Source organism: uncultured Plantibacter sp. (assembly GCF_963518075.1).
Lineage (GTDB): Bacteria > Actinomycetota > Actinomycetes > Actinomycetales > Microbacteriaceae > Plantibacter > Plantibacter flavus_A.
Map to the genome: position 1 here is coordinate 106,535 of NZ_CAUQHZ010000010.1, position 23,221 is coordinate 129,755.

Annotated in this window: 18 protein-coding genes; 15 read left to right on the forward strand and 3 right to left on the reverse strand. The window is 68.7% G+C overall.

The annotated features are described in order from the left end of the window. The first annotated feature begins 66 nt into the window (after window positions 1-66). Together RWN05_RS12875 and RWN05_RS12880 are read left to right on the forward strand one after the other, a co-directional pair. On the forward strand, window positions 67-3,474 hold the full coding sequence (locus RWN05_RS12875) for a pyruvate carboxylase (RefSeq protein ID WP_314139786.1): 3,408 nt from the start codon (window positions 67-69) through the stop codon (window positions 3,472-3,474). A gap of 89 nt (window positions 3,475-3,563) precedes the next feature. Then, entirely contained in the window at window positions 3,564-4,055 is a 492-nt protein-coding gene (locus RWN05_RS12880; RefSeq protein ID WP_064297012.1) for a peptide deformylase, read from the forward strand. A gap of 52 nt (window positions 4,056-4,107) precedes the next feature. Here RWN05_RS12880 and RWN05_RS12885 read toward each other — a convergent pair whose 3' ends face one another. Continuing rightward, entirely contained in the window at window positions 4,108-5,937 is a 1,830-nt protein-coding gene (locus RWN05_RS12885) for a long-chain fatty acid--CoA ligase (RefSeq protein WP_079002576.1), read from the reverse strand. Between the two features lie 187 nt (window positions 5,938-6,124). Here RWN05_RS12885 and RWN05_RS12890 point away from each other — a divergent pair, with 187 nt between their 5' ends. The 3 genes from RWN05_RS12890 to RWN05_RS12900 all read left to right on the forward strand — a co-directional run bounded on the left by RWN05_RS12890 (window position 6,125) and on the right by RWN05_RS12900 (window position 9,254). Continuing rightward, complete coding sequence (locus RWN05_RS12890) at window positions 6,125-7,078, forward strand: ROK family glucokinase (RefSeq protein WP_064297010.1); 954 nt, start codon at window positions 6,125-6,127, stop codon at window positions 7,076-7,078. A 26-nt stretch (window positions 7,079-7,104) separates the two neighbouring features. Further along, window positions 7,105-7,788: a 1-acyl-sn-glycerol-3-phosphate acyltransferase gene (locus RWN05_RS12895; protein WP_064297009.1), complete on the forward strand. Its 684-nt coding sequence runs from the start codon at window positions 7,105-7,107 to the stop codon at window positions 7,786-7,788. Between the two features lie 119 nt (window positions 7,789-7,907). Then, the gene (locus RWN05_RS12900; RefSeq protein ID WP_056005400.1) at window positions 7,908-9,254 is read left to right on the forward strand and encodes a class II 3-deoxy-7-phosphoheptulonate synthase; all 1,347 of its coding nucleotides are present in this window, start codon (window positions 7,908-7,910) and stop codon (window positions 9,252-9,254) included. An 87-nt stretch (window positions 9,255-9,341) separates the two neighbouring features. Here RWN05_RS12900 and pknB read toward each other — a convergent pair whose 3' ends face one another. Then, window positions 9,342-11,288 carry a Stk1 family PASTA domain-containing Ser/Thr kinase gene (gene pknB / locus RWN05_RS12905; RefSeq protein WP_079002575.1) on the reverse strand — a complete coding sequence of 649 codons (1,947 nt, stop codon included), beginning with the start codon at window positions 11,286-11,288 and terminating at the stop codon, window positions 9,342-9,344. A gap of 130 nt (window positions 11,289-11,418) precedes the next feature. Between pknB and RWN05_RS12910 the strand changes: the two genes are divergently transcribed. Beyond that, a complete protein-coding gene (locus RWN05_RS12910; RefSeq protein WP_079002574.1) occupies window positions 11,419-11,760 on the forward strand; it encodes an Rv2175c family DNA-binding protein in 342 nt (113 codons plus the stop codon). A 25-nt stretch (window positions 11,761-11,785) separates the two neighbouring features. On the opposite strand, the gene RWN05_RS12915 is transcribed toward RWN05_RS12910, so the two are convergent. Further along, window positions 11,786-12,886 (reverse strand): polyprenyl synthetase family protein, encoded by a 1,101-nt coding sequence (locus RWN05_RS12915; RefSeq protein WP_314139789.1) that lies wholly within the window; start codon window positions 12,884-12,886, stop codon window positions 11,786-11,788. Between the two features lie 75 nt (window positions 12,887-12,961). On the opposite strand from RWN05_RS12915, the gene RWN05_RS12920 reads away from it, so the two are divergent. The 9 genes from RWN05_RS12920 to murD all read left to right on the forward strand — a co-directional run bounded on the left by RWN05_RS12920 (window position 12,962) and on the right by murD (window position 23,190). Next, window positions 12,962-13,336: a DUF3040 domain-containing protein gene (locus RWN05_RS12920; RefSeq protein WP_079002572.1), complete on the forward strand. Its 375-nt coding sequence runs from the start codon at window positions 12,962-12,964 to the stop codon at window positions 13,334-13,336. A 314-nt stretch (window positions 13,337-13,650) separates the two neighbouring features. Further along, the gene (mraZ, locus tag RWN05_RS12925) at window positions 13,651-14,082 is read left to right on the forward strand and encodes a division/cell wall cluster transcriptional repressor MraZ (protein ID WP_064297003.1); all 432 of its coding nucleotides are present in this window, start codon (window positions 13,651-13,653) and stop codon (window positions 14,080-14,082) included. 139 nt (window positions 14,083-14,221) lie between these two features. Further along, window positions 14,222-15,175 carry a 16S rRNA (cytosine(1402)-N(4))-methyltransferase RsmH gene (rsmH, locus tag RWN05_RS12930; protein ID WP_121290567.1) on the forward strand — a complete coding sequence of 318 codons (954 nt, stop codon included), beginning with the start codon at window positions 14,222-14,224 and terminating at the stop codon, window positions 15,173-15,175. Next, window positions 15,172-15,765 carry a hypothetical protein gene (locus tag RWN05_RS12935; RefSeq protein WP_191941137.1) on the forward strand — a complete coding sequence of 198 codons (594 nt, stop codon included), beginning with the start codon at window positions 15,172-15,174 and terminating at the stop codon, window positions 15,763-15,765. Before rsmH ends, RWN05_RS12935 begins: the two co-directional genes overlap by 4 nt. 73 nt (window positions 15,766-15,838) lie before the next feature. Next, the gene (locus tag RWN05_RS12940) at window positions 15,839-17,611 is read left to right on the forward strand and encodes a penicillin-binding protein 2 (protein ID WP_079002569.1); all 1,773 of its coding nucleotides are present in this window, start codon (window positions 15,839-15,841) and stop codon (window positions 17,609-17,611) included. Between the two features lie 26 nt (window positions 17,612-17,637). After that, window positions 17,638-19,182: a UDP-N-acetylmuramoyl-L-alanyl-D-glutamate--2,6-diaminopimelate ligase gene (locus RWN05_RS12945; protein ID WP_314139792.1), complete on the forward strand. Its 1,545-nt coding sequence runs from the start codon at window positions 17,638-17,640 to the stop codon at window positions 19,180-19,182. Continuing rightward, window positions 19,182-20,588: a UDP-N-acetylmuramoyl-tripeptide--D-alanyl-D-alanine ligase gene (gene murF, locus RWN05_RS12950; protein ID WP_079002567.1), complete on the forward strand. Its 1,407-nt coding sequence runs from the start codon at window positions 19,182-19,184 to the stop codon at window positions 20,586-20,588. Before RWN05_RS12945 ends, murF begins: the two co-directional genes overlap by 1 nt. Next, on the forward strand, window positions 20,585-21,682 hold the full coding sequence (gene mraY, locus RWN05_RS12955; RefSeq protein WP_064296998.1) for a phospho-N-acetylmuramoyl-pentapeptide-transferase: 1,098 nt from the start codon (window positions 20,585-20,587) through the stop codon (window positions 21,680-21,682). Before murF ends, mraY begins: the two co-directional genes overlap by 4 nt. After that, complete coding sequence (gene murD, locus RWN05_RS12960) at window positions 21,679-23,190, forward strand: UDP-N-acetylmuramoyl-L-alanine--D-glutamate ligase (RefSeq protein ID WP_079002566.1); 1,512 nt, start codon at window positions 21,679-21,681, stop codon at window positions 23,188-23,190. The genes mraY and murD overlap by 4 nt, the downstream gene beginning before the upstream one ends. Window positions 23,191-23,221 lie beyond the last annotated feature (31 nt).

Sequence of the window (23,221 nt, forward strand, 5' to 3'; positions counted from 1 at the left end):
AACGTTACCGTGACTAGGCTAGGGAATCTCAACGTTTGCTGAGTTGGCTGTTGTGGGAAGGGTTCCATGTTCAGGAAGATTCTTGTCGCCAATCGCGGAGAGATCGCCATCCGGGCGTTCCGTGCCGCGTACGAGCTGGGGGCGAAGACGGTTGCGGTGTTCCCCTATGAGGACCGCAACTCGATGCATCGGCTGAAGGCCGATGAGGCTTACCAGATCGGCACGGAGGGTCATCCGGTGCGCGCCTACCTCGACGTCTCGGAGATCATCCGCGTCGCGAAGGAGTCGGGCGCCGACGCGATCTACCCCGGGTACGGCTTCCTCTCAGAGAATCCCGAACTGGCCGAGGCCGCCCGGGCAGCCGGCATCACCTTCATCGGTCCGCCGTCCTCCGTCCTGGAGATGGCCGGTAACAAGGTGACCGCCAAGGAGCACGCCATCGCGGCCGGGGTCCCGGTCCTGAAGTCGACGCCGGCCAGCCGCGACATCGAGGAGCTGCTCGCCGGTGCCGCCGACATCGGGTTCCCGATCTTCGCGAAGGCGGTCGCCGGTGGTGGTGGACGTGGCATGCGCCGCGTCGACAACGCCGAGGACCTCCGCGGAGCCCTCGAAGCCGCCATGCGCGAGGCGGACAGCGCCTTCGGCGACCCGACGATGTTCCTCGAGCAGGCCGTCGTCCGCCCCCGGCACATCGAGGTCCAGATCCTGGCGAGCGCCGACGGCGAGACCATCCACCTCTTCGAGCGCGACTGCTCGGTGCAGCGCCGACACCAGAAGGTCGTCGAGATCGCGCCGGCCCCGAACCTCGACGAGGACACCCGTCAGGCGATGTACCGCGACGCCATCGCGTTCGCCAAGTCGATCGGCTACGTCAACGCCGGGACGGTCGAGTTCCTCCTCGACACCGCGGGGGAGCGGGCCGGCCAGCACGTGTTCATCGAGATGAACCCGCGCATCCAGGTCGAGCACACCGTGACCGAGGAGGTCACCGACGTCGACCTCGTCCAGTCGCAGATGCGCATCGCCGCCGGCGAGTCGCTCGGCGACCTCGGCCTCACGCAGGAGTCCCTGCACCTCCGCGGCTTCGCGCTCCAGTGCCGCATCACCACCGAGGACCCCACGGCGGGCTTCCGTCCCGACACCGGGAAGATCACGACCTACCGTTCTCCGGGCGGAGGCGGCATCCGACTCGACGGCGGTACGGTCGCCTCCGGCGCCCAGATCAGCCCCCACTTCGACTCGATGCTCGCGAAGCTCACCTGCCGCGGGCGCACCTTCGAGGCGGCCGTCACCCGCGCCAAGCGCGCCCTCGCCGAGTTCCGCATCCGTGGCGTCTCCACGAACATCCCGTTCCTGCAGGCGGTCCTCGAAGACGCCTCGTTCGTGGCCGGCGACCTCAGCACCTCCTTCATCGACGAGCGTCCGCAGCTCCTCCGCGGGCACGTCTCGAAGGACCGCGGGACGAAGATCGTCAACTGGCTCGCCGACGTCACGGTCAACCAGCCCAACGGGTCGCGTCCGTCCGGACCGGACCCGGTCGAGAAGCTGCCCGCGATCGACATCACGACCGACGCCCCGGCCGGCTCGCGTCAGCGGCTGCTCGAGCTCGGGCCGAAGGGCTTCGCTGACGCCCTCCGCGCCCAGACCGCCCTCGCCGTGACCGAGACCACCTTCCGCGACGCCCACCAGTCGCTCCTGGCCACGCGCGTCCGGACGAAGGACCTGCTCGCGGTCGCACCGTTCGTGTCGCGGCTCACCCCCGAACTGCTCTCCGTCGAGGCCTGGGGTGGCGCGACGTACGACGTGGCCCTCCGCTTCCTCGGTGAGGAGCCGTGGGAGCGACTGGCCTCGCTGCGTCAGGCGATGCCGAACATCGCTATCCAGATGCTGCTGCGCGGCCGGAACACCGTCGGCTACACGCCCTATCCCACGGAGGTGACGAACGCCTTCGTGCGGGAGGCCGCCGACACCGGTATCGACATCTTCCGGATCTTCGACGCCCTCAACGACGTGTCGCAGATGCGCCCGGCCATCGATGCGGTCCTGGAGACGGGGACGACCGTCGCAGAGGTCGCGGTCTGCTACACCGGCGACCTGCTGAACCCGGCCGAGGACCTGTACACCCTCGACTACTACCTCCGTCTCGCCGAGAAGATCGTCGAGTCCGGTGCCCACGTGCTCGCCATCAAGGACATGGCGGGGCTCCTCCGTCCATCCGCGGCGGCCAAGCTCGTCGCGGCGTTCCGCGAGCGGTTCGACCTGCCGGTCCACGTGCACACGCACGACACCCCCGGTGGACAGCTGGCGACCCTCCTCGCGGCGAGCAACGCGGGCGCCGACGCGGTCGACGTCGCGAGCGCGCCGATGGCCGGCACGACGAGTCAGCCGTCCGCTTCCTCGCTGGTCGCCGCGCTGGCCCACACCGAGCGCGACACCGGCATCTCCCTGCAGGGGATCGCCGACCTCGAGCCCTACTGGGAGGCCGTCCGCGCGATGTACCGGCCGTTCGAGTCAGGACTCGCGGGCCCGACCGGTCGCGTGTACACGCACGAGATCCCGGGCGGTCAGCTGTCGAACCTCCGCCAGCAGGCGATCGCGCTCGGACTCGCAGACCACTTCGAGCTCATCGAGGACATGTACGCGGCCTCCAACAAGATCCTCGGTCGGGTGCCCAAGGTGACCCCGTCGAGCAAGGTCGTCGGCGACCTCGCCCTCCACCTCGCCGCCGTCAAGGCGGATCCGGCGGACTTCGAGGCCAACCCCGACAAGTACGACGTCCCGGACTCCGTCGTGGGGTTCATGGCGGGCGAACTCGGGGAGCTCCCGGGCGGATGGCCGGAGCCGTTCCGCTCGAAGGTCCTCGCCGGTCGTTCGGTCGACATCGGGATCACGCCGATCTCCGCCGAGGACCAGGCCTCGCTCGACGGCGGGTCCGCCGAGCGCCGCTCGACCCTCAACCGCCTGTTGTTCCCGGCGCCGACCAAGCAGTTCGAGCAGCAGCGCGACCTGTACGGCGACCTCTCCGTCGTCGACACCGCCGACTACCTGTACGGCCTCGAGCCGGGCATGGAGCACGTCGTCGAGATCGACAAGGGCGTCCGGCTGTTCGTCGGGCTCGAAGCGATCGGTGCGGCTGACGAGAAGGGCATGCGCACCGTCATGGCGACCCTCAACGGTCAGCTGCGGCCGGTGTTCGTCCGCGACCGCGGCATCGAGGTCGACTCCCGCGCGGCCGAGAAGGCCGACACCTCCGTCCCCGGTCAGGTGGCCGCGCCGTTCTCCGGTGTCGTGACCGTCAAGGTCGCCGTCGGCGACCGCGTCGAGGCCGGCCAGCCGGTCGCCTCGATCGAGGCCATGAAGATGGAGGCGGCGATCACGACCGCCGTCGCCGGCGTCGTCGATCGCCTCGCCATCCCGGCGACCCAGCAGGTCGAGGCGGGCGACCTGCTCGTCGTCGTGAAGCCGAGCGCCTGACCCTCCCGAGACCGGCCGCGTCCCTCCTCGAGGCGACGCGGCCGGTCTCCGCGTCCACCACACCTGTCCCGCCCGGAAGGATCCAACCCGTGACGACACGACCCATCAGACACTTCGGCGACCCGGTCCTGAAGGCTCCGACGGCCGAGGTCGTCACGATCGACGACGACATCCGCAGCCTCGTCCGCGATCTCGTGGACAGCGTGGAGCTCCCCGGCCGTGCCGGCGTCGCCGCGACGCAGATCGGTGTCGGACTCCGCGTGTTCAGCTACAACGTCGACGGCGTCATCGGGTACCTCATCAACCCGAAGCTCGTCGAGGTGCGCGGTGAACTCGAGGAGATCGGCGAGGGCTGCCTGTCGGTGCCCGGACTCTGGTTCCCGACGCCGCGCCATCCCTACGCCCGTGCCGTCGGCATCGACCTCGACGGGCAGGAGCTCGTCGTCGAGGGTGAAGGACTCCTCGCCCAGGCGTTGCAGCACGAGACCGACCACCTCGACGGCATGCTCTACCTCGACCGGCTGTCGAAGGAGCACCGCCGCGAGGCGATGAAGCAGGTCCGCGAGAGCGACTGGTTCTAGACGCCGGTCGACGCCCGGCGGTCGTCGACCGACCGCCGAGCCCGTCGAGGCGCTACTTCAGGGACATCCCCTGGGTCTCGGGCGAACCCGCTCCGAGGTACATGCCCTCGATGGTCTCCGCGAAGTCCTTGAGGATCACGTTCCGCTTGATGCTGAGCTTCGGCGTGAGGTGACCGCTCGCCTCCGTGAGCTCGTCGTCGAGGATGACGAACTTGCGGATCGACTCCGCGCGGGACACCTTGGTGTTGGCCTCGTCGATGGCGCGCTGGACGGCGGCGAGCACTGCGGGGTTCCGAGCAGCCTCGGCGGCGCTCATTGACGCGTCCTGGCCGTTGTTGGCGAGCCATGAGGGCAGCATCTCGGTGTCGAGCGTGATGAGGGCGCTGATGAACGGCTTCTGATCGCCGACGACGACGACCTGTCCGACGACCGGGGTCGCGCGGATCGGGTCCTCGAGCGCCGCCGGGGCGACGTTCTTCCCGCCGGCGGTGACGATGATCTCCTTCTTCCGCCCGGTGATCGTGAGGAAGCCGTCGGCGTCGAAGGAGCCGATGTCGCCGGTGCGGAACCAGCCGTCGTCGAAGGCCTCCGCCGTCGCCTCGGGGTTCTGCCAGTACTCCTTGAAGACGTTGATCCCGCGCACCTCGACCTCGCCGTCGTCGGCGATGCGGAGGGAGACGCCGGGGAGTGCCGGTCCGACCGTCCCGATCTTCGACTTCTGGGCGAGGTTGACCGTCGCGGGCGCGGTGGTCTCGGTGAGGCCGTAGCCCTCGAGGATCACGATGCCAAGCGCATGGAAGAAGTGACCGAGTCGCGGACCGAGTGGAGCGCTGCCGGAGACCGCGTACCGCACCCGGCCGCCCATGGCCGTGCGGATCTTCGACAGCACGAGGCGGTCGAGGACCCGGAACTTCACCTTCAGGCCGAACGGTACGGAACCGCTCTCGAGGGCCTTCGAGTAGGCGATCCCGGTCTCGGCGGCTGCACGGAAGATTTTGCCCTTGCCGCCGGCCTCCGCCTTCTGCTCGGAGGAGTTGTAGACCTTCTCGAAGACCCGGGGGACCGCGAGGAGGAACGTCGGCTTGAACGTGCCGAGCGAGGGGAGCAGCTGCTTCGTGTCGGGCTGATGGCCCGTCTTCACGCCGGAGTGCACGCACAGCACGGCGATGAAGCGCGCGAAGATATGCGCCGTCGTGATGAAGAGGAGGGTGGAGGCACCGGGAGCGGACACGACGTCCTTGAGTGCGACTGCCGAGTTCCGCGACAGCTCGACGAAGTTCGAGTGGGTGAGGACGCACCCCTTCGGCCGACCGGTCGAGCCGGAGGTGTAGATGAGGGTCGCCATGTCGGAACCCACGGCGAGGTTGCGACGGCGTTCGATCTCCTCGTCGGGGACGTCGACGCCGGCGGCCGCGATCTTGTCGAGGTCACCGAGATCGATCTGCCAGACCCGCGCGACGTCGGGGAGGTCACCGTGCACCTCGTCGAAGCGGGCGAACTGGTCGGGTGTCTCGACCAGCACGCTGGTCGCTCCCGAGTCGCTGAGGATCCACTGCACCTGGCTCGGCGAGCTGGTCTCGTAGATCGGGACGAGGAGTGCTCCGGCGAACCAGACGGCGAAGTCGATGAGGGTCCACTCGTACCGGGTCTTGCACATGAGCCCGATCTTGTCGCCGGGTTCGATCCCCGCGGCGACGAGGCCCTTCGCCAGGGCGACGACCTGCGCGTGGAATTCGGCGGTGGTCACGTCCACCCACTCCGACCCGCGGGGAAGTGCGAACAGCGCGGCGTCGGGCGCAGCAGCCAGGCGCTTCACGAGCAGATCGGTCGCATTGGCGGATGGGTCTGCTGCGACGACTGCAGGGACGTCGAACTGTTCCACGGCAACTCCTTCGGTACCAGGTCGGCAAGATGTTGCTCCATCCTAGAGCACGGGTGTTTGCGCGGTTTCTGTGGCGCGCAGACGCTCAGTAGACTCGACTGCGGCGCGCGGGCGACCGACTCGACTGACGGTCGGTCACACGCCGCTGCCGGTATCGGCGACATCAGGACAGGGAGACGGCACCGTTATGGCAAACGCGATCGGCATCGACATCGGCGGGACGAAGATCGCGGGCGGGGTCGTCGACGACGACGGCCGGATCCTCGCGGCCGGGCGCACGCCGACGCAGGCCTCCGATCCCGACGCCATCATCGACGACGTCGTCGCCATGGTCCGGTCCTTGGACGACGGCAGCATCTCGAGCGTGGGCGTCGCAGCGCCGGGGTTCTTCGACGCCACGCGCTCGACCGTCTACTACTCGCCGAACATCGCCTGGCGGAACGAGCCCCTGCAGGCCCGGCTGGCCGCGCGGCTGCCCGACAAGGTCGTGACGATCGAGAACGACGCGAACGCCGCGGGTTGGGCCGAGTTCCGGTTCGGTGCGGGGCGCGAGGAACGCAGCATGGTCATGGTGACGATCGGCACGGGTGTCGGCGGGGCGATCGTCCTCGACGACCGGCTGCTGACCGGTGGTTTCGGCAGCGGTGCGGAACTGGGACACATGCGCCTCATCCCGGACGGGCTGCCCTGCGGCTGCGGCGCGCGTGGCTGCGTCGAGCAGTACTGTTCGGGGAACGCGTTGCTCCGGCTCGCGAACGAGGCCGCGGACGCCGGTGGCGACGGTGCCGCCCTCGCCCGGGCCCGGGCCGCGGCCGGCGGACTGCTGAACGGACACCACGTCTCCGCCCTGCTCGAGTCCGGTGATCCCGGCGCCCTCCGATGCCTCAACGAGCTCGCCGATCTGCTGGGGCAGGCCCTCGCGAGCATGTCGGCCATCCTCGACCCCAACATCTTCGTGATCGGCGGCGGCGTCGCCCAGGCCGGCGACCTCCTCCTGGACCCCGTTCGTGAGGCGTTCCTGACACACCTCCCGGCGCGCGGGTTCCACCCGGAGCCGTCCTTCAGCATCGCGCAGCTCGTGAACGACGCCGGGGTCATCGGCGCCGGCGATCTCGCCAGGAGCGCCCTCGTCCTCGGCTGACGACGACGGCAAGACGGAGGAGCACGATGTTCTACTGGTTCATGAAGTACCTGGTCGCCGGCCCGATCCTCAAGTCGATCTTCCGGCCGTGGGTGATCGGCGCCGAGAACATCCCGGAGCACGGCGGCGCGATCATCGCCAGCAACCACCTGTCCTTCATCGACTCGGTGATCCTCCCGCTGTGCGTCGACCGGCGGATCTCCTTCCTGGCCAAGAGCGAGTACTTCCGCGGCAAGGGTTTCGGCGGCTGGGCCACGAAGACCTTCATGCTCGGCACAGGGCAGCTCCCGATCGACCGGTCGGGCGGCAAGGCCTCCGAGGCCTCGCTCAACACCGGGCTCGCGGTCCTCGGTGGCGGTCACCTGCTGGGTATCTATCCGGAGGGCACCCGCAGTCCCGACGGGACGATGTACCGCGGCCGCACCGGCGTCGCGCGGATGGTGCTCGAGGCAGGGGTCCCCATCGTCCCCGTCGCGATGATCGACACCGAGAAGGTCATGCCCATCGGCACGAAGCTGCCCCGGATCCGTCGGATCGGGATCGTCATCGGCAAGCCGCTCGACTTCTCGCGGTTCGAGGGCATGGAGGGGGACCGCTTCATCCTCCGCAGCGTCACGGACGAGTTGATGGTCGAGCTCCGCAAGCTCTCGGGCCAGGACTATCGCGACGTCTACGCCACGAGCGTCAAGGAGCGCGCCGCGTCGGCGTGACGCTAAGCTGAAAAACCGGGCCGCGATCGCGGTCCGTTCCCCCTTCCGGGCGGGCTCCGGAGCGCGTCCGGTCGAAGAGAAACAGGAAATCCGTGTCCCACGCTACAGAACCAGTCGTCATGGCCGAACCCTCGGTGATCGCCGGACTGGACTATTGGCGTGAGCTGCCGATCAAGCAGCAGCCGTCATGGCCGGACCAGGCCGCCGTCGCGCGTGCCTCCGCCGAACTCGCGACCCTCCCTCCGCTGGTGTTCGCCGGCGAGGTCGACATCCTGCGCGACCGCTTGGCCAGGGCGGCGAGCGGCAACGCGTTCCTGCTCCAGGGCGGCGACTGCGCCGAGACCTTCGCCGGCGCGACGGCCGAGCAGATCCGCAACCGCGTGAAGACGGTCCTGCAGATGGCCGTCGTGCTCACGTACGGTGCGTCGATGCCGGTCGTCAAGATGGGCCGGATGGCCGGGCAGTTCGCCAAGCCGCGCTCCAACGACTCCGAGACGCGGGGCGACGTCACCCTGCCCGCCTACCGCGGCGACATCGTCAACGGCTACGACTTCACCCCGGAGTCGCGCACGGCCGACCCCGCTCGGCTCGTCAAGGGGTACCACACCTCCGCATCGACGCTGAACCTCATCCGGGCGTTCACCCAGGGCGGGTTCGCCGACCTCCGCGAGGTCCACAGCTGGAACAAGGGGTTCGCCGCCAACCCGGTGAACCACCGCTACGAGGGACTGGCTCGCGACATCGATCGTGCGATCAAGTTCATGGAGGCGGCCGGAGCCGACTTCGACCAGCTGCGGGGTGTCGAGTTCTACTCGAGCCACGAGGCGCTGCTCATGGACTACGAGCGACCGATGACGCGGATCGACTCGCGGACCGGCACGCCGTACAACACCTCCGCCCACTTCGTGTGGATCGGGGAGCGGACCCGCGAGCTCGACGGCGCGCACGTCGACTTCCTGTCGCGCGTCCGCAACCCGATCGGCGTGAAGCTCGGCCCCACCACCTCGGCCGACGACATGCTGCGTCTCATCGACAAGCTCGACCCCGAGCGCGAGCCCGGGCGCCTGACGTTCATCACGCGGATGGGTGCGGGCAAGATCAGGGACGCCCTGCCTCCGCTGCTCGAGGCGATCAAGGGTGCCGACGCGACGCCGCTCTGGGTGACCGATCCGATGCACGGCAACGGGCTCACGACGCCCACCGGCTACAAGACGCGTCGCTTCGACGACGTCGTGGACGAGGTCAAGGGGTTCTTCGAAGCCCACCGCGCCGCAGGGACGCACCCCGGCGGCATCCACGTCGAGCTCACCGGCGACGACGTCACCGAGTGCCTGGGCGGCTCGGAGCAGATCGACGAGGCCACCCTGGCGACGCGGTACGAGTCGCTGTGCGATCCTCGCCTCAACCACATGCAGTCGCTGGAGCTCGCCTTCCTCGTGGCGGAGGAACTCGCCGCCGCGAAGTAGGTCTCACACGACGAAGCGCCCGTGCCGGATCCGGCATGGGTGCTTCGTCGTGTGACAGCCGTGTGGGTCGAGCACGTGTCGCCGTGGCTACAGACCGAAGTCGGTGATGTTGACGGTCGAGCCCTTCTTGACGGACTTGCCCGCCGGGGGATCGGTCTTCTTCACCTTGAAGATGTCGCGGAAGGCCTCTGCCACGGCGATGTCACCGACGGTGAATCCGGCGTCTTGGAGTGTCGTGATGGCCTGATTGATCGTCTGGCCGGTGGTGTCGGGGACGGCGACCAACTCGACGCCCTTGGACACGATCAAGGTCACGTCGTCGCCCGGGATGAACGCCGTCTCGTTCCCGTCCGCATCGGTCTTGGCCTGGATGCCGATGACCTGCCCAGCGGGGATCGTGTCGTCGAACGCCTCGTCGGAGGTGCCCACGCCGAGCCCGACGGATTCGAGGGCGTCGCGCGCCTGATCCGGCGTCATCCCCGAGACCGAGGGCACCTGTCCGGCCGACACGAGCAGCGTCACCGTGGAGCCTTGGAAGGACGGCCCACCCTGGCTGTAGTCGGCTCCCGAGGTCGCGTCGGTCGCCGCCAGCACGATGTCCTTCGCGATGCTCGGGTCGAACTGCCGGTTCACGGTGCCGACGGCGACGCCGAGCGCGTCCAACTGCTGTTCGGCGTCGGACTGTGCGAGCCCGGCGAGGACCGGGATGTCCACCGGCTGCGGTCCTTGGGAGACGAGGACCGTGACGGAGCTGCCCTTGTCGATCTTCGAGCCGGACGGCGGATCGCTGCCGGCGACCGTGCCGGCCGGGACGGTGAGGCTGAACGTCGCGCCTTCGACGGGCACGAAGCCCAGCTCCACGAGTTTGGCGGACGCCTGGTCGAAACTCCCGTCGGCGACGTTCGGGACCTCGACGAGCGAGCCGGGGCCCTGGCCGAAGTACCATCCGGTCCCGCCGGCGAGCGCGGCGAGCATGAGGACGATCGTGAACAGCGCGACGCCCACGCGGCTGCGCTTGCGCGCCTTCGTGGCGAGCTTGCCCGGACCGTCGGTCGCGTCGGCGCGCACCGGGACCTGCTGCGGTTTGGTGTTGCGGCCGATGACCTGGGTGACGTCGTCGGCGTGCTCGCTCGAGTAGGAGGCCGGCATGACGATCGTGGGCTGCGCCCCGGTGGCGACCGAGGTGAACCCGAGACTGGACTCGATCGACCGCAGGCGCTCGAGCATCTCGCCGGCGTTCGACGGACGATCGTCGGGTTCGCGCTCGGTGGCCCAGAAGACGAGGTCGTCGAGTTCCTTCGGGACGGCGGGGTTCTTGGCGCTCGGTGCCGGGACCGACTCGTTGGCGTGCTGGTAGGCGATCTGCATCGGCTGCTCGCCCTTGTAGGGCTGCTCGCCGGTGAGCATCTCGTAGAGCATGATCCCGAGCGCGTAGATGTCGCTCCGCGCGTCGGCCTGTCCACGGGTGACGAGTTCGGGGGAGAGGTAGGCGATCGTCCCGAGGAGAGCCTGGCCGGTGGCCGTGTTCGCGCTCGCGGCTCTCGCGAGGCCGAAGTCGCCGATCTTGATGCGCCCGTCGTCGGCGAGCAGGACGTTCTCCGGCTTGACGTCGCGGTGGACGATGCCGGCGCGGTGCGCGGCGGCGAGACCGGACAGCACGGCGTCGAGGATGTCGGCGGCCTGCCGAGGGGTGAGCGTGCCGTTGTCGCGGATGAGGTCGCGGAGGGTGATCCCCGGCAGGTGCTCCATGACGAGGTAGGCCATGTCGGAGTCCTGGCCCTGGTCGAACACGCTGACGACGTGCGGGTTCGCGAGCCGGGCGGCGGAGCGCGCCTCCTGGATGAAACGGTTCTTGAACGTCGTGTCGTCCGAGAGATGGCCGTGCATGACCTTGATCGCGACGCGCCGTTCCAGCCGGAGATCGGTGGCGAGGTACACCGTCGCCATGCCGCCCCGGGCGATGCGTGAGCGCACCTGATATCTCCCGTCGAGGAGACGGCCGATCATCGGATCGGTCTGCTGGTTGCTACTCACCAGTCGAGTGTATGGAACGTCGGGCGCGAAGAGCTGTCAACACCCCGGGAGGGCGGCGAGGCGCCTGGATCGTTACCCGAACGCGATCCGACGGCGCCGAGCGGAGCGCGGTCGTGGCAGACTGCTGTGCGTGACTGAGCAGAATTCCGAACTCGTGTGGTTCACCCTTCCCGATCTGGCGACCGAACTCGGGCTGCCGATCCGACGCATCCGCCAGTACCTCGAGGAGCGCGACCTCCTCGCCGTCCGGCGTGACGGCGTGCTGCAGGTGCCGTCGTTCTTCATCGCGGACGGCGGGCCGGTGCACAACCTGCGCGGCACGCTCACGCTGCTGTCCGACAACGGCTTCGACGACGAGGCCGCGATGGTCTGGATGCTTGAGGACGACGACGCGATCGGGACCTCGCCGATCCAGGCCCTCCGCGAGGGACGTCGGTCCGAGGTGCGCCGGGTGGCTCAGGCGCTCGCCTGATCCCGTGCCGTCCGAGCCGGACGGCTCAGGTGTCGCGGCGTGCGACCGCGACCGCGAGGCCGCGCAGGTGGGCCCGGGCGTCGTCGTTGATCGGAGCCTCGCCCAGTGCGGAGAGTGCCCGTGCGACGTGGTCCTGGATGAGCTTCTCCACCTGGTCGACGGCCCCGCTGTCGCGGATGGTCGCCTGGAGCAGGCCGATCTGGTCGTCGTCGAGTTCGGGATCCCCGAGCATCTCGTCGAGGATGGCGCGCGCGCCCGGCTGGAGGGCCTCCCTCGTGAGCGCGATGAGGATGGTCCGCTTACCCTCGCGGAGGTCGTCGCCACTCGGCTTGCCGGTCACAGCGGGATCGCCGTAGACGCCGAGGAGGTCGTCGCGCAGCTGGAAGGCGATGCCGAGGGGGAGGCCGTACCCGCGGAGCGACGCGAGCTGCTGCTCGTTCCCGCCGCCGAGGAGCGCCCCGAGCGCGAGCGGGGACTCGATGCTGTACTTGGCCGATTTGAAGATGAGGACGCGCTCGGCCCGGCGGCGCTGTTCGTCGTCGGCGGCGTCGCGCCAGGCGCGCTCCTCGAGGATGTCGAGGTACTGGCCGGCCGTGACCTCGGTCCGCATCCGGTTGAACTCGGCCCGCGCTGCGCGAGCGGCGGTGCGGTCGTCCAGCTGGTCGAGTCCGTCGTCGAGGAGTTCGTCACTCCAGCCGAGGAGCAGGTCGCCGAGGAGCGTGGCGGCTCCGGTACCGAAGGTGGTCGGGTCGCCGTCCCATCTGCTGCGGCGGTGCAACTCCGCGAAGGAGACGTGAGCCGACGGTGCGCCACGGCGGGTGTCGGAGTTGTCGATGATGTCGTCGTGGACGAGCGCTGCGGCATGGAACAGTTCGAGTGCTCCACAGGTCGCGATGACGGTCTCGAGGCCGCCCTGACCGCTGGCGTGCCTGCCGGTGGAGACGGCCTGCCAGCCCCGGAAGCAGAACTGTGCTCGGAACCGCTTCCCACCGCTGAGAAATTCCCGGGAGAAGTCGAGGAACGGGGAGAGCTCCGGGCCGATCTGCGCGACAATGGAGCTTCGCGAGGAGAGAAAGTCGGAGAGCCCGCGGCCCACCAGGGTGGCGAGTTCATTGCTTTCGATCACGCACCTAGCCTAGTCATGCTTCGGTGGCTAGACTCGATCAACAACGTCGCGTCGTGTGACCTTGAGGGGAATCAGATGCCACTTTCAGAGCAGGAGCAACGGCTCCTCGATGAGATGGAACGCCACCTCTACCGCAGCGATGCCGATTTCGTCTCCAAGGTCAGCGCTGGAGCGGGCAAACCGAGTTACCGCGGAATCGCGCTCGGCTCCCTCATCGCGGTGGTCGGGGCGATCGGCCTCGTGCTCGGAGTCGTGATCCAGCAGCCCATCGTCGGTCTGCTGGGGTTCGCGATCATGCTCACGGGCGTGCTCGTGGCGACCAAACCGACCCGGGCTCCACTCGAACAGCCGCGGCCTCGTCAGGCTGCTCCGGCCGGTCAGAAGTCGTCCCGTCTGATGGACCGCTTCAACGACCGCTGGGACAAGCGTCAGTCTGGCGACGAGCAGTAAAGGTGCCGCGCCTCCCGGTCGCTCCGCGTCCGGCCGCCTGACTCCACTTCCCTCCCTCGCGGCGCCGCCGCACCACGACTCCGAACGGGGCCGATCTTCGGATCGGCCCCGTTTCGTCGTTTCAGGCCCTCCCTGACCGTCCCGGATAGGGCGAAGTCCCTCCATTTCCCTCCACCCCGCAAAGTCCTGACTTTGCGGGGTTTTTTCGTGGGTAACCGAGCCAATGTGGAGGAATGTGCTGCATTGGTGGGGCAAAGTGGAGTAAAGTGGAGACCAACCAAGATGTTGGCCAGAACGATTGGGGGCGGGGGCGTATGTTCCTCGGTAGTCACGCCCCCAAACTCGACGAAAAAGGCCGCATCATCCTGCCGGCGAAGTTCCGCGATGAGCTCTCCGGCGGGGTCGTCATGACCCGAGGCCAGGAGCACTGCATCTACGTCTTCAGCACGCGGGAGTTCGAGGCGCTCCACGAGAAGATCCGCCAGGCTCCGGTCACCAGCAAGCAGGCCCGCGACTACCTGCGCGTGTTCCTGTCCGGAGCGAGCGCCGAGACCCCCGACAAGCAGCACCGCGTGACCATTCCGTCCAACCTCCGTCAGTACGCCGGGCTCAGCCGCGACCTCGTGGTCATCGGCGCCGGCAGCCGCGCGGAGATCTGGGACGCCGAGGCATGGGAGTCCTACCTCGCCGAACAGGAGAGCGTCTTCTCCGAGACCGCCGAGGAGGTGATCCCCGGACTCTTCTAGTGCCCTGCCCCCTGACTCCCAGCCGTCCCGCCCTGACACACTTCCCCGGTGCCAGGTCGGAGCCCGCCCTGACACACTTCCCCGGTGCCAGGTCGGAACGGATGGGGATCAGGGGTCAGGGACCGTCCGGATTACGCATATGGCCATCGACGACATCCACACACCGGTCCTCCTCGAGCGATGCATCGAGTTGCTCGCCCCCGCCGTGTCACACGAGGGCGCGGTCCTCATCGACGCCACGCTCGGCATGGCGGGGCACGCCGAAGCGATGCTCGAGCGGTTCCCGCAGTTGACCCTCATCGGGCTCGACCGCGACCTCGATGCTCTCGACATCGCTCAGGAGCGGCTCGAGCGCTTCGGGTCGCGAGCCCGGTTCGTCAAAGCCGTCTACGACGACATCGACGAGGCCGCCGAGGAGCTCGGCTTCCCACAGGTGGACGGCATCCTGTTCGACCTCGGTGTCTCCTCGCTGCAACTCGATCGGACCGAACGCGGCTTCTCGTATTCGCAGGACGCTCCTCTCGACATGCGGATGGACGCCTCGAGCGAGCTGACGGCGGAGACGATCCTCGCCACCTACGACGAGGTCGCGCTTCGGAAGATCTTCTGGGAGTACGGAGACGAGAAGTTGGCGCAGCGCTACGCACGCCGCATCGTCGAGGAACGCCAGCAGCGACCCCTGACGAGTTCCGGTCAGCTCGTCGAGCTCATCGATCGGGCCACACCGGCGGCCGCACGTCGCACTGGCCATCCGGCCAAGCGGGTCTTCCAGGCGCTGCGCATCGAGGTCAACGCGGAGCTGTCGGTCCTCGAGTCCGCCGTGCCCCGCGCGCTCGACCTGCTTCGGGTCGGAGGACGGATCGTGTTCCTGTCCTACCAGTCGCTCGAGGACCGGATCGTCAAGCGCGAGCTCCAGGCCCGGGCGAAGTCGACAACTCCGGCGGGCCTGCCCGTCGAACTCCCGGAACACAGTGCGGAGCTGAAGCTCCTTGTCAAGGGCGCCGAACTCGCCACCGAGGCCGAGATCGACGAGAACCCCAGAGCGAAACCCGTGCGACTCCGCGCGGCCGAACGGCTGAGGAGGCCAGCATGAGCGGAGCGACCGCAGCACTCGATCTCGCACCAGAACGGCTCGGACGCGCTCGGCCGCAGCCGACCCGGACGGCCCCCGAACGGCAGCACATCCGTGCGGTCACGACCGGGGCGCGCTCGAAGCTCCGACCACGGCCGATGTACGCGGTCGTCGTCGTCGGTGCGGTCGTCGCCATCGTCGTCGGTCAGTTGCTCCTCAGCGTCGGGTTGAGCCAGGGCGCGTACCAGATCCAGCAGCTCGAGGGGAAGCAGGTCGAACTCGGCCGCACCTCGGCCGCGCTGGCCGAGGACCTCGACCGCCTGGCCTCGCCCCAGTACCTCGCCGTGAACGCGCAGGCACTCGGCATGGTGGGCAACTCGCTCCCGACCTACCTCCGACTCTCCGACGGTGCCGTGCTGGGGACGCCCACGCCGGCGTCGGCGAGCACGAGTCCGATCTTCAACGCCGCCCTCGTGCCGAACGCACAGGCCGCGACGCTCCCGCTCGTCGGCGGGCAGAACGCCGCCGCCGCGGACGGCGCGTCGAGCCAGGAAGCGGTCACCCCGCCCGTACCGTTGCAGGACGGGCTGCCGTCGCCGACCACACGATGACCGGACGGCTCACGGTGGAGGACGACGCCTTGCTCGGAGGTGCGACGTCGGGAGAGGACGCGGTACGGGCATCATGGTGAGACACACGAAGACCACGCGCCGACGCCTCGCGTTCACCATCGTCGCGGTCTCCATCGTGATGACGCTCTTCGTCCTCCGTCTGGTCGACATCCAGGTGGTCCGCGCGAGTGCCTTGAGCGCCGAATCCCTCGAGAAGACCGAGACGGGCGACACGATCCTCGCCACCCGCGGCAACATCCTCGCCTCCGACGGTTCGGTGCTCGCCGAAGCGGTCATGCGGTACAGCATGGCGGCATCTCCGAAGGACGCCGGTCCGTTCGAACGCGACGTCGACGGCGCCGAGCAGACGATCACCCTCGAGCAGGCGACGAACGAGATCGGCGCGATCATCGGCAAGCCCGGTCCGGAGGTCCTCGCGCTCATCACGGACGCCCTCGCCGCGGACAAGGACTCGCTCTACGCCCTCATCGCGAAGAAGCTCACCCTCGACCAGCTCCGAGCGCTCAAGGCGCTGGAGATCCCGTGGACGACCTTCAAGGAGGAGCCGTACCGGGTGTACCCGAACGGTGCTGTCGCCGGCAACATCGTCGGCTTCGTGGGCGAGGAGGGCGAGGCCCAGGCGGGCGTCGAACTCATGGAGAACTCCTGCCTCGCCGGCAAGGACGGTCGCACGACGTACGAGAAGGGCAGTGGCGGTCTCCCGCTCCCCGGCACCACGGTGACGAAGCCGGCGAAGGACGGCGGCGACGTCGTGCTCACGCTCGACAAGGACATCCAGTGGTTCTCGCAGCAGTCGCTCGCCGCGCAGGCCGAAGCGGTCGGTGCGAGCTGGGGCGTCGTCACGGTGATGGAGGTCAAGACCGGCAAGCTCCTCGCCGTCGCCGAGTACCCGGCCGTCGACCCCGGCAACGTCAGCGCGACGCCGTCCGAAGACCGAGGCTCACGGGCCTTCGCCGCGCCGTTCGAACCGGGATCGACGTACAAGTCGCTGACCGCCGCGGCGCTCATCGACCAGGGTGTCGCGAGCCCCAACTCGCAGGTGGTCGCTCCGTTCCGGTACAAGCCCTCGAACGGTGCCGACATCAACGACAGCGAGTTCCACGAGGACATGAACCTCACGCTCGCGGGCGTCATGGTGCAGTCGTCGAACACGGGGATCTCGCAGTTCGGCGAGAAGATGAGCGCCGACACCCGCTACGCGTACTTCCAGAAGTTCGGTCAGCTGCAGAAGACCGAGGTCGGCTTCCCGAGCGAGTCCGGTGGACTCATGGCGGACGCCGCGGACTGGGACAACCAGACCGATTACGCGACCATGTTCGGCCAGGGCTTCTCGACGACCGCGATCCAGGGCGCCAGCCTGTACCAGACGATCGCGAACGGCGGTGTCCGCATGCCCGTCCAGTTGGTCGAGGGGTGCCGGAACGCCGACGGCACCATGACCGAGGTCCCCGACGCGACCGGAACCCAGGTCGTCTCCGCCGACGCGGCGAAGCAGGTCAGCGACATGCTCGAGATGGTCGACCAGGAGAGCTGGGTCGCCAAGAACGTCGACGTCCCCGGCTACCGGGTGGCCATGAAGACCGGTACCGCACAGCAGCCCGACGGCGACGGTGGCTACAGCTCGAGCTACCTCGTCTCGATGGCCGGTTTCGCTCCAGCAGAGGCGCCGCAGTTCGTCGTTTCGGTGAACCTGGCCGACCCGGTTAAGATGAATTCATCGGCTGCAGTCGCTCCCATCTTCCGGGATGTGACCACCCAGGTGCTGAAGAGCAGGGGAGTGCAGCCGTCCACGGAGCCGGCACCGAACCTGCCGCTCAGTTTTTGAACGACCTCATGAAGGATGGGCTCAGCGTGAACAATCAGGGCCCGATCAGCCTCAGGCCGGAACATCCGCAACGGCGGGCGCTCTCGCAGCTGGTGACCGAATTCGACCTCGACCTGCACGGATCAGCCGACGGCGTGGAGATCAGCGGTGTCAGTCTGAGCTCCGGTGCCGTCGAGCCCGGTGACCTCTACATCGGCATGCCGGGTGTCCGCGCCCACGGTGCCGCATACGCCGAGCAGGCGAAGGAACGCGGCGCGGTCGCCGTGCTCACCGACGACACCGGACGAGACCTGGCCGCAGCGGCCGGCTTGCCGATCATCGTCGTGCCCGAGCCGCGTGCCGCGCTCGGGCACCTCGCAGCCTGGGTCTACCGCACCGCCGAGGAGCCGCCGACGCTGTTCGGCGTGACCGGCACCAACGGCAAGACGAGCGTGGTCTACCTCCTGAGCGGCATGCTCGCGCAACTCGGGATCGTCGCCGGGCTGAGCTCCACTGCGGAGCGGCGCATCGGCGACCTCGCGGTGACGAGCTCCCTCACCACGCCGGAGGCCAGTGAGCTGCACGCGCTACTCGCACGCATGCGCGAGTCCGAAGTGCGCGCGGTCGCCATCGAGGTCTCCGCCCAGGCGCTGACCAGGCACCGCGTCGACGGCATCGTCTTCGACGTCGTCGGCTTCACCAACCTCAGTCACGACCACTTCGACGACTACGGCGACTTCGACGAGTACTTCGCGGCCAAGCGGGAGCTGTTCGAACCCGATCGCGCACGACGTGGTGTCGTCACGATCGATCCCGAGTGGGGCGGCCGACTCGTCGAGCAGAGCCGGATCCCGGTGACGACCCTGACGACCCGCCCGGAGGTCGACGCCGACTGGCGCATGACGATCCTCGAGGAGACCGCCGGTTCCACGACGTTCCGCCTCGATGGCCCCGGCGACCAGGTGCTCGTGACGAGCGTGCCGCTGCTCGGCTGGTTCATGGCGGCGAACGCCGCGCTCGCGATCGTGATGCTCGTCGAGTCCGGTGTGGAGTTCGACATGATCGCCCAGGCCCTCGAACGGGACGGTGGGATCGACGCCTACATCCCCGGGCGTGCCGAGCGGATCAGCGGCGACCGCGGCCCGGTCGTGTACATCGACTACGGGCACAGCCCCGACGCGTTCCTCAACACCCTCGCGGCCATCCGCGCCGTCACGCCGGGCCGCGTCATCATGGTGTTCGGCGCCGACGGAGACCGCGACACGACGAAGCGTCGCGACATGGGCGCGATCGCGGCCCGGGGTGCCGACGTCGTGGTGGTCACCGACTTCCATCCCCGGAGCGAGGACCCGGCGTCGATCCGACGCGTGCTCCTCGAGGCCGCCCGCGAAGCCGCACCGGACGGCGAGCTGCACGAGGTCGCCGACCCGGCGACCGCGTTCCGCACGGCGCTGGCGCTGGCCGGTCAGGGCGACACCATCCTCTACGCCGGACCCGGGCACGAGGACTACCACGAGGTGGCCGGCGTGAAGCTCCCGTACTCGGCGCGCGACGACTCGCGCGACGCGCTGCGTGAGGCAGGGTGGCTCTGATGATCGACCTGACCCTCACCGAGATCGCCGCGGCGACCGACGGCCGACTGATCCCCGGTCCGGCGGACCCCGGCCTCGTCGTGTCCGGCGTCGCCGACACCGACTCCCGACTCATCACGCCCGGCGACATCTTCGTCGCGAAGCCCGGCGAGGAGACCGATGGACACCTGTTCGCAGATGCGGCGGTCGCCAACGGCGCCGCCCTGCTCATCGTCGAACGGGAGCTGGCCGTCGCCGTGCCGCAGGTCGTCGTCGAGAACTCCGTGACCGCGCTCGGTGCCCTCGCCACCGAGGTCATCACGAGGGTGCGCGCGCTCGGACGACTCCGGATCGTCGGTATCACCGGCTCCAACGGCAAGACCACGACCAAGAACCTCCTCGCCGCGGTCCTCGAGCGCGTCGGGGAGACGGTCAGCCCCAAGGCCTCCTTCAACAACGAGGTCGGAGCGCCGATCACCATGCTGCGCGTGACGAACGAGACGCGGTTCCTCGTCGCGGAGATGGGTGCCAGCGGCATCGGCGAGATCGCCAGACTCATCCGCATGGCGAAGCCCGACATCGGCGTGGTCCTCAAGGTCGGACTCGCGCACGCGGGGGAGTTCGGCGGGATCGAGGCCACCGTCACGGCGAAGACCGAGATGGTGTCCGAGCTGCTCCCGGAGGACGTCGCCGTCCTCAACCTCGACGATCCACGGGTGGCCGGTATGGCGCATGCCACCCAGGCACGCGTGCTGTGGTTCGGCCTCGACGACCGCGCCGCCGTTCGCGCGAGCGACATCATCGCGACGGCGTCCGGAACCGCGTTCACGCTGCACCTACCCGACGGTTCCTCTGCGCCCGTCCGGTTCAAGGTGCTCGGTGAGCACCACGTCATGAACGCCCTCGCCGCGGCCGCAGCCGCCCACGAACTCGGTGTGGAGATCGACCTCATCGTCGACGCCCTCGAGAGCGTGAGCCGGGCGGAGCGCTGGCGGATGGAGCCCCTCGGCGGACGCGACGACGTGTCCATCATCAACGACGCCTACAACGCCAGCCCCGACTCGATGTCGGCCGCCATCCGGACCCTCGCCCAGATCGGTGCTGAACGTGGCCGGACCATCGCGGTCCTCGGCGCCATGAGCGAACTGGGCGACTGGGCGGGCGAGGAACACGACCGGATCGGGCTCCAGGTCGTCCGGCTCGGTATCGGCCGCCTCGTCGTGGTCGGCCCCGAGGCCCGCCGCATGCACATCACCGCGATCAACGAAGGGTCCTGGGACGGGGAGTCGGTGTACTTCGCGACCGCGGACGAGGCGTTCGCGTACTTGAGCGCGGAGATCGCCCCGGGCGACACCGTGCTCGTCAAATCGTCCAACGCGGCCGGACTCCGGTTGTTGGGCGATCGACTGGGGGAGTTGTACGCATGAGAGTCCTGTTGGCTGCGGGAGCGATCTCGCTGGCGTTCTCCCTCTTCCTGACCCCGCTGTTCATCAGAGCGTTCCGCAAGCTGGCCTGGGGCCAGTTCATCCGTGACGACGGGCCGCAGAGCCACCACACGAAGCGCGGGACCGCGACGATGGGCGGCGTCATCATCATCGTCGGCACCCTCGTCGGTTTCTTCGCGAGCTATCTGATCTTCCAGGAGCAGGTCGGCGTCTCGGCGCTCCTGGTCCTGCTCATGATGGTCGGCCTCGGCATCGTCGGATTCATCGACGACTTCCTGAAGGTCCGGAAGAAGCAGAGCCTCGGCCTCGGCGGGTGGGCGAAGGTCGCCGGGCAACTCATCGTCGCGACGGTCTTCGCCGTCCTCGCGATCAACTTCCCGAACACCGAGGGGTTCACCCCGGCGTCGACGAACATCTCGATCATCCGCGACATCCCGATCAACTTCATGGCGATCGGCATCCCGGTGATCGGCATCCTGCTGTACATCCTCTGGACCTCGGTGATCGTGGCCGCGACGTCGAACGGCGTGAACGTCACCGACGGGCTCGACGGGCTCGCCACCGGCGCCTCGATCCTCGCGATCGGCTCGTACATCATCATCGGCTTCTGGCAGTTCAACCAGTCGTGCTTCAGCTCCTCGCTCGCCTCCGACGTCGCCTACAAGTGTTACGACGTCAGGGACCCACTCGACCTCGCCGTGGTCGCAGCGGCGATCGTGGGTGCGCTCATCGGGTTCCTCTGGTGGAACACCTCGCCGGCGCAGATCTTCATGGGTGACAGCGGGTCGTTGGCGCTCGGTGGAGCGCTCGCTGCTCTGGCCATCCTCAGCAAGACCGAGCTCCTCCTGGTGCTCGTCGGTGGTCTCTTCGTCATCGAGGCCGGTTCCGTGATCGTCCAGCGGGTCTACTTCAAGGCGACCCACGGCAAGCGCATCTTCCTCATGAGCCCCATCCACCATCACTTCGAGCTCAAGGGTTGGGCCGAGGTCACCGTCGTCGTCCGCTTCTGGATCATCGGCGGTCTGCTCGTCGCCGCGGGTGTGGGTTCCTTCTACCTCGAGTGGCTGAGCCGATGAGCGCTGAGCGCCTCGACGGGCTCCGCAGCTGGCACGCCGACTGGCGTGGTCTGCGGGTCGCCGTCCTGGGACTCGGGATGACCGGGTTCTCCGTCGCTGACACCCTCGCCGAGCTCGGCTCGGAGGTACTGGTCCTGGCAGGCGAGGCGGCGGACGAACGCGCCGAACTCGTCGGCGTCATCGGTGCGCGGCTCATCCAGCGGGACCTGTCGACCGTGCCGTCCGAGCTCGTGGAGTTCGCTCCGGAGCTCGTCGTCGTCTCACCCGGATTCCACCCCGACCACGCCGTGGTCACCTGGGCGCAGGCGGCGGGGGTCGCCGTCTGGGGCGACATCGAGCTCGCCTGGCGGGTCCGAGACAAGGTCGGCACGCCGGCCGAGTGGATCTGCGTCACCGGCACGAACGGCAAGACCACCACCGTTCAGCTGACGGCGTCGATGCTCGTCGAGGCGGGTTTCCGCGCGGCGCCCTGCGGCAACATCGGTGTCCCGGTCCTGGACGCCGTCCGTGATCCGCAGGGCTTCGACTTCTTCGTCGTCGAGCTCTCGAGTTACCAGTTGCACACCCTCGGCCTGCAGGGCGGTCGGAGCATCGTCTCACCGCTCGCCAGCGTCTGCCTGAACCTCGCCGACGACCACCTCGACTGGCACGGCTCCGCCGAGGCGTACCGGGCGGCGAAGGCCGTGGTGTACGAGAACACGAAGGTCGCGTGCGTCTACAACCGCGCTGACGCGGCGACGATGTCGATGGTCGAGGAGGCCGAGGTCGTCGACGGCGCGCGCGCCGTCGGGTTCGGCCTCGACGTCCCCGGACCGAGCGACTTCGGCGTCGTCGACGGCATTCTGGTCGACCGCGCGTTCCTCGACGACCGTCGGACGAGCGCCCTCGAGATCACGACGGTCGAAGCGCTCGCCCAGCGCGGACTCGCCGCTCCGCACATCGTCGCCAACATCCTGGCGGCCGCGGCACTCGCCCGGGCCGCCGGCATCACGGTCGAGGCGGTGCGCGACACCCTGCTGTCGTTCGGCCTGGACGCGCACCGGATCCAGCTCATCGCGCGAAGGCTCGAGGTGGACTGGATCGACGACTCGAAGGCCACCAACCCGCACGCCGCCGACGCCTCGCTCGCCGCCTACCGCTCGGTGGTGTGGATCGTCGGAGGCCTGTTGAAGGGCGTCTCGATCGATCGTCTGGTGGAGCGGCACGCCGACCACCTGCGCGCGGCCGTCGTGATCGGCGCCGACCGCTCGGAGGTCCTCGCGGCATTCGCGCGACACGCGCCGACGCTGACCGTCATCGAGGTCGACGCAGCGGAGACTGAACACGTCATGCCGGAGGCCGTTCGCCGGGCCGCCGAGGTCGCGCAGGCAGGGGACACCGTGCTCCTCGCTCCTGCAGCCGCCTCGATGGACCAGTTCACGGACTACGGGCACCGTGGTCGCCTGTTCCAGGCCGCCGTCGAAGCAGAGCTGGGAGGTGAGGCGGATGATCGATCCGCCTCGCGCTGACCCGCGCCGCGTGCGGTCGTCGTCGTCCCGG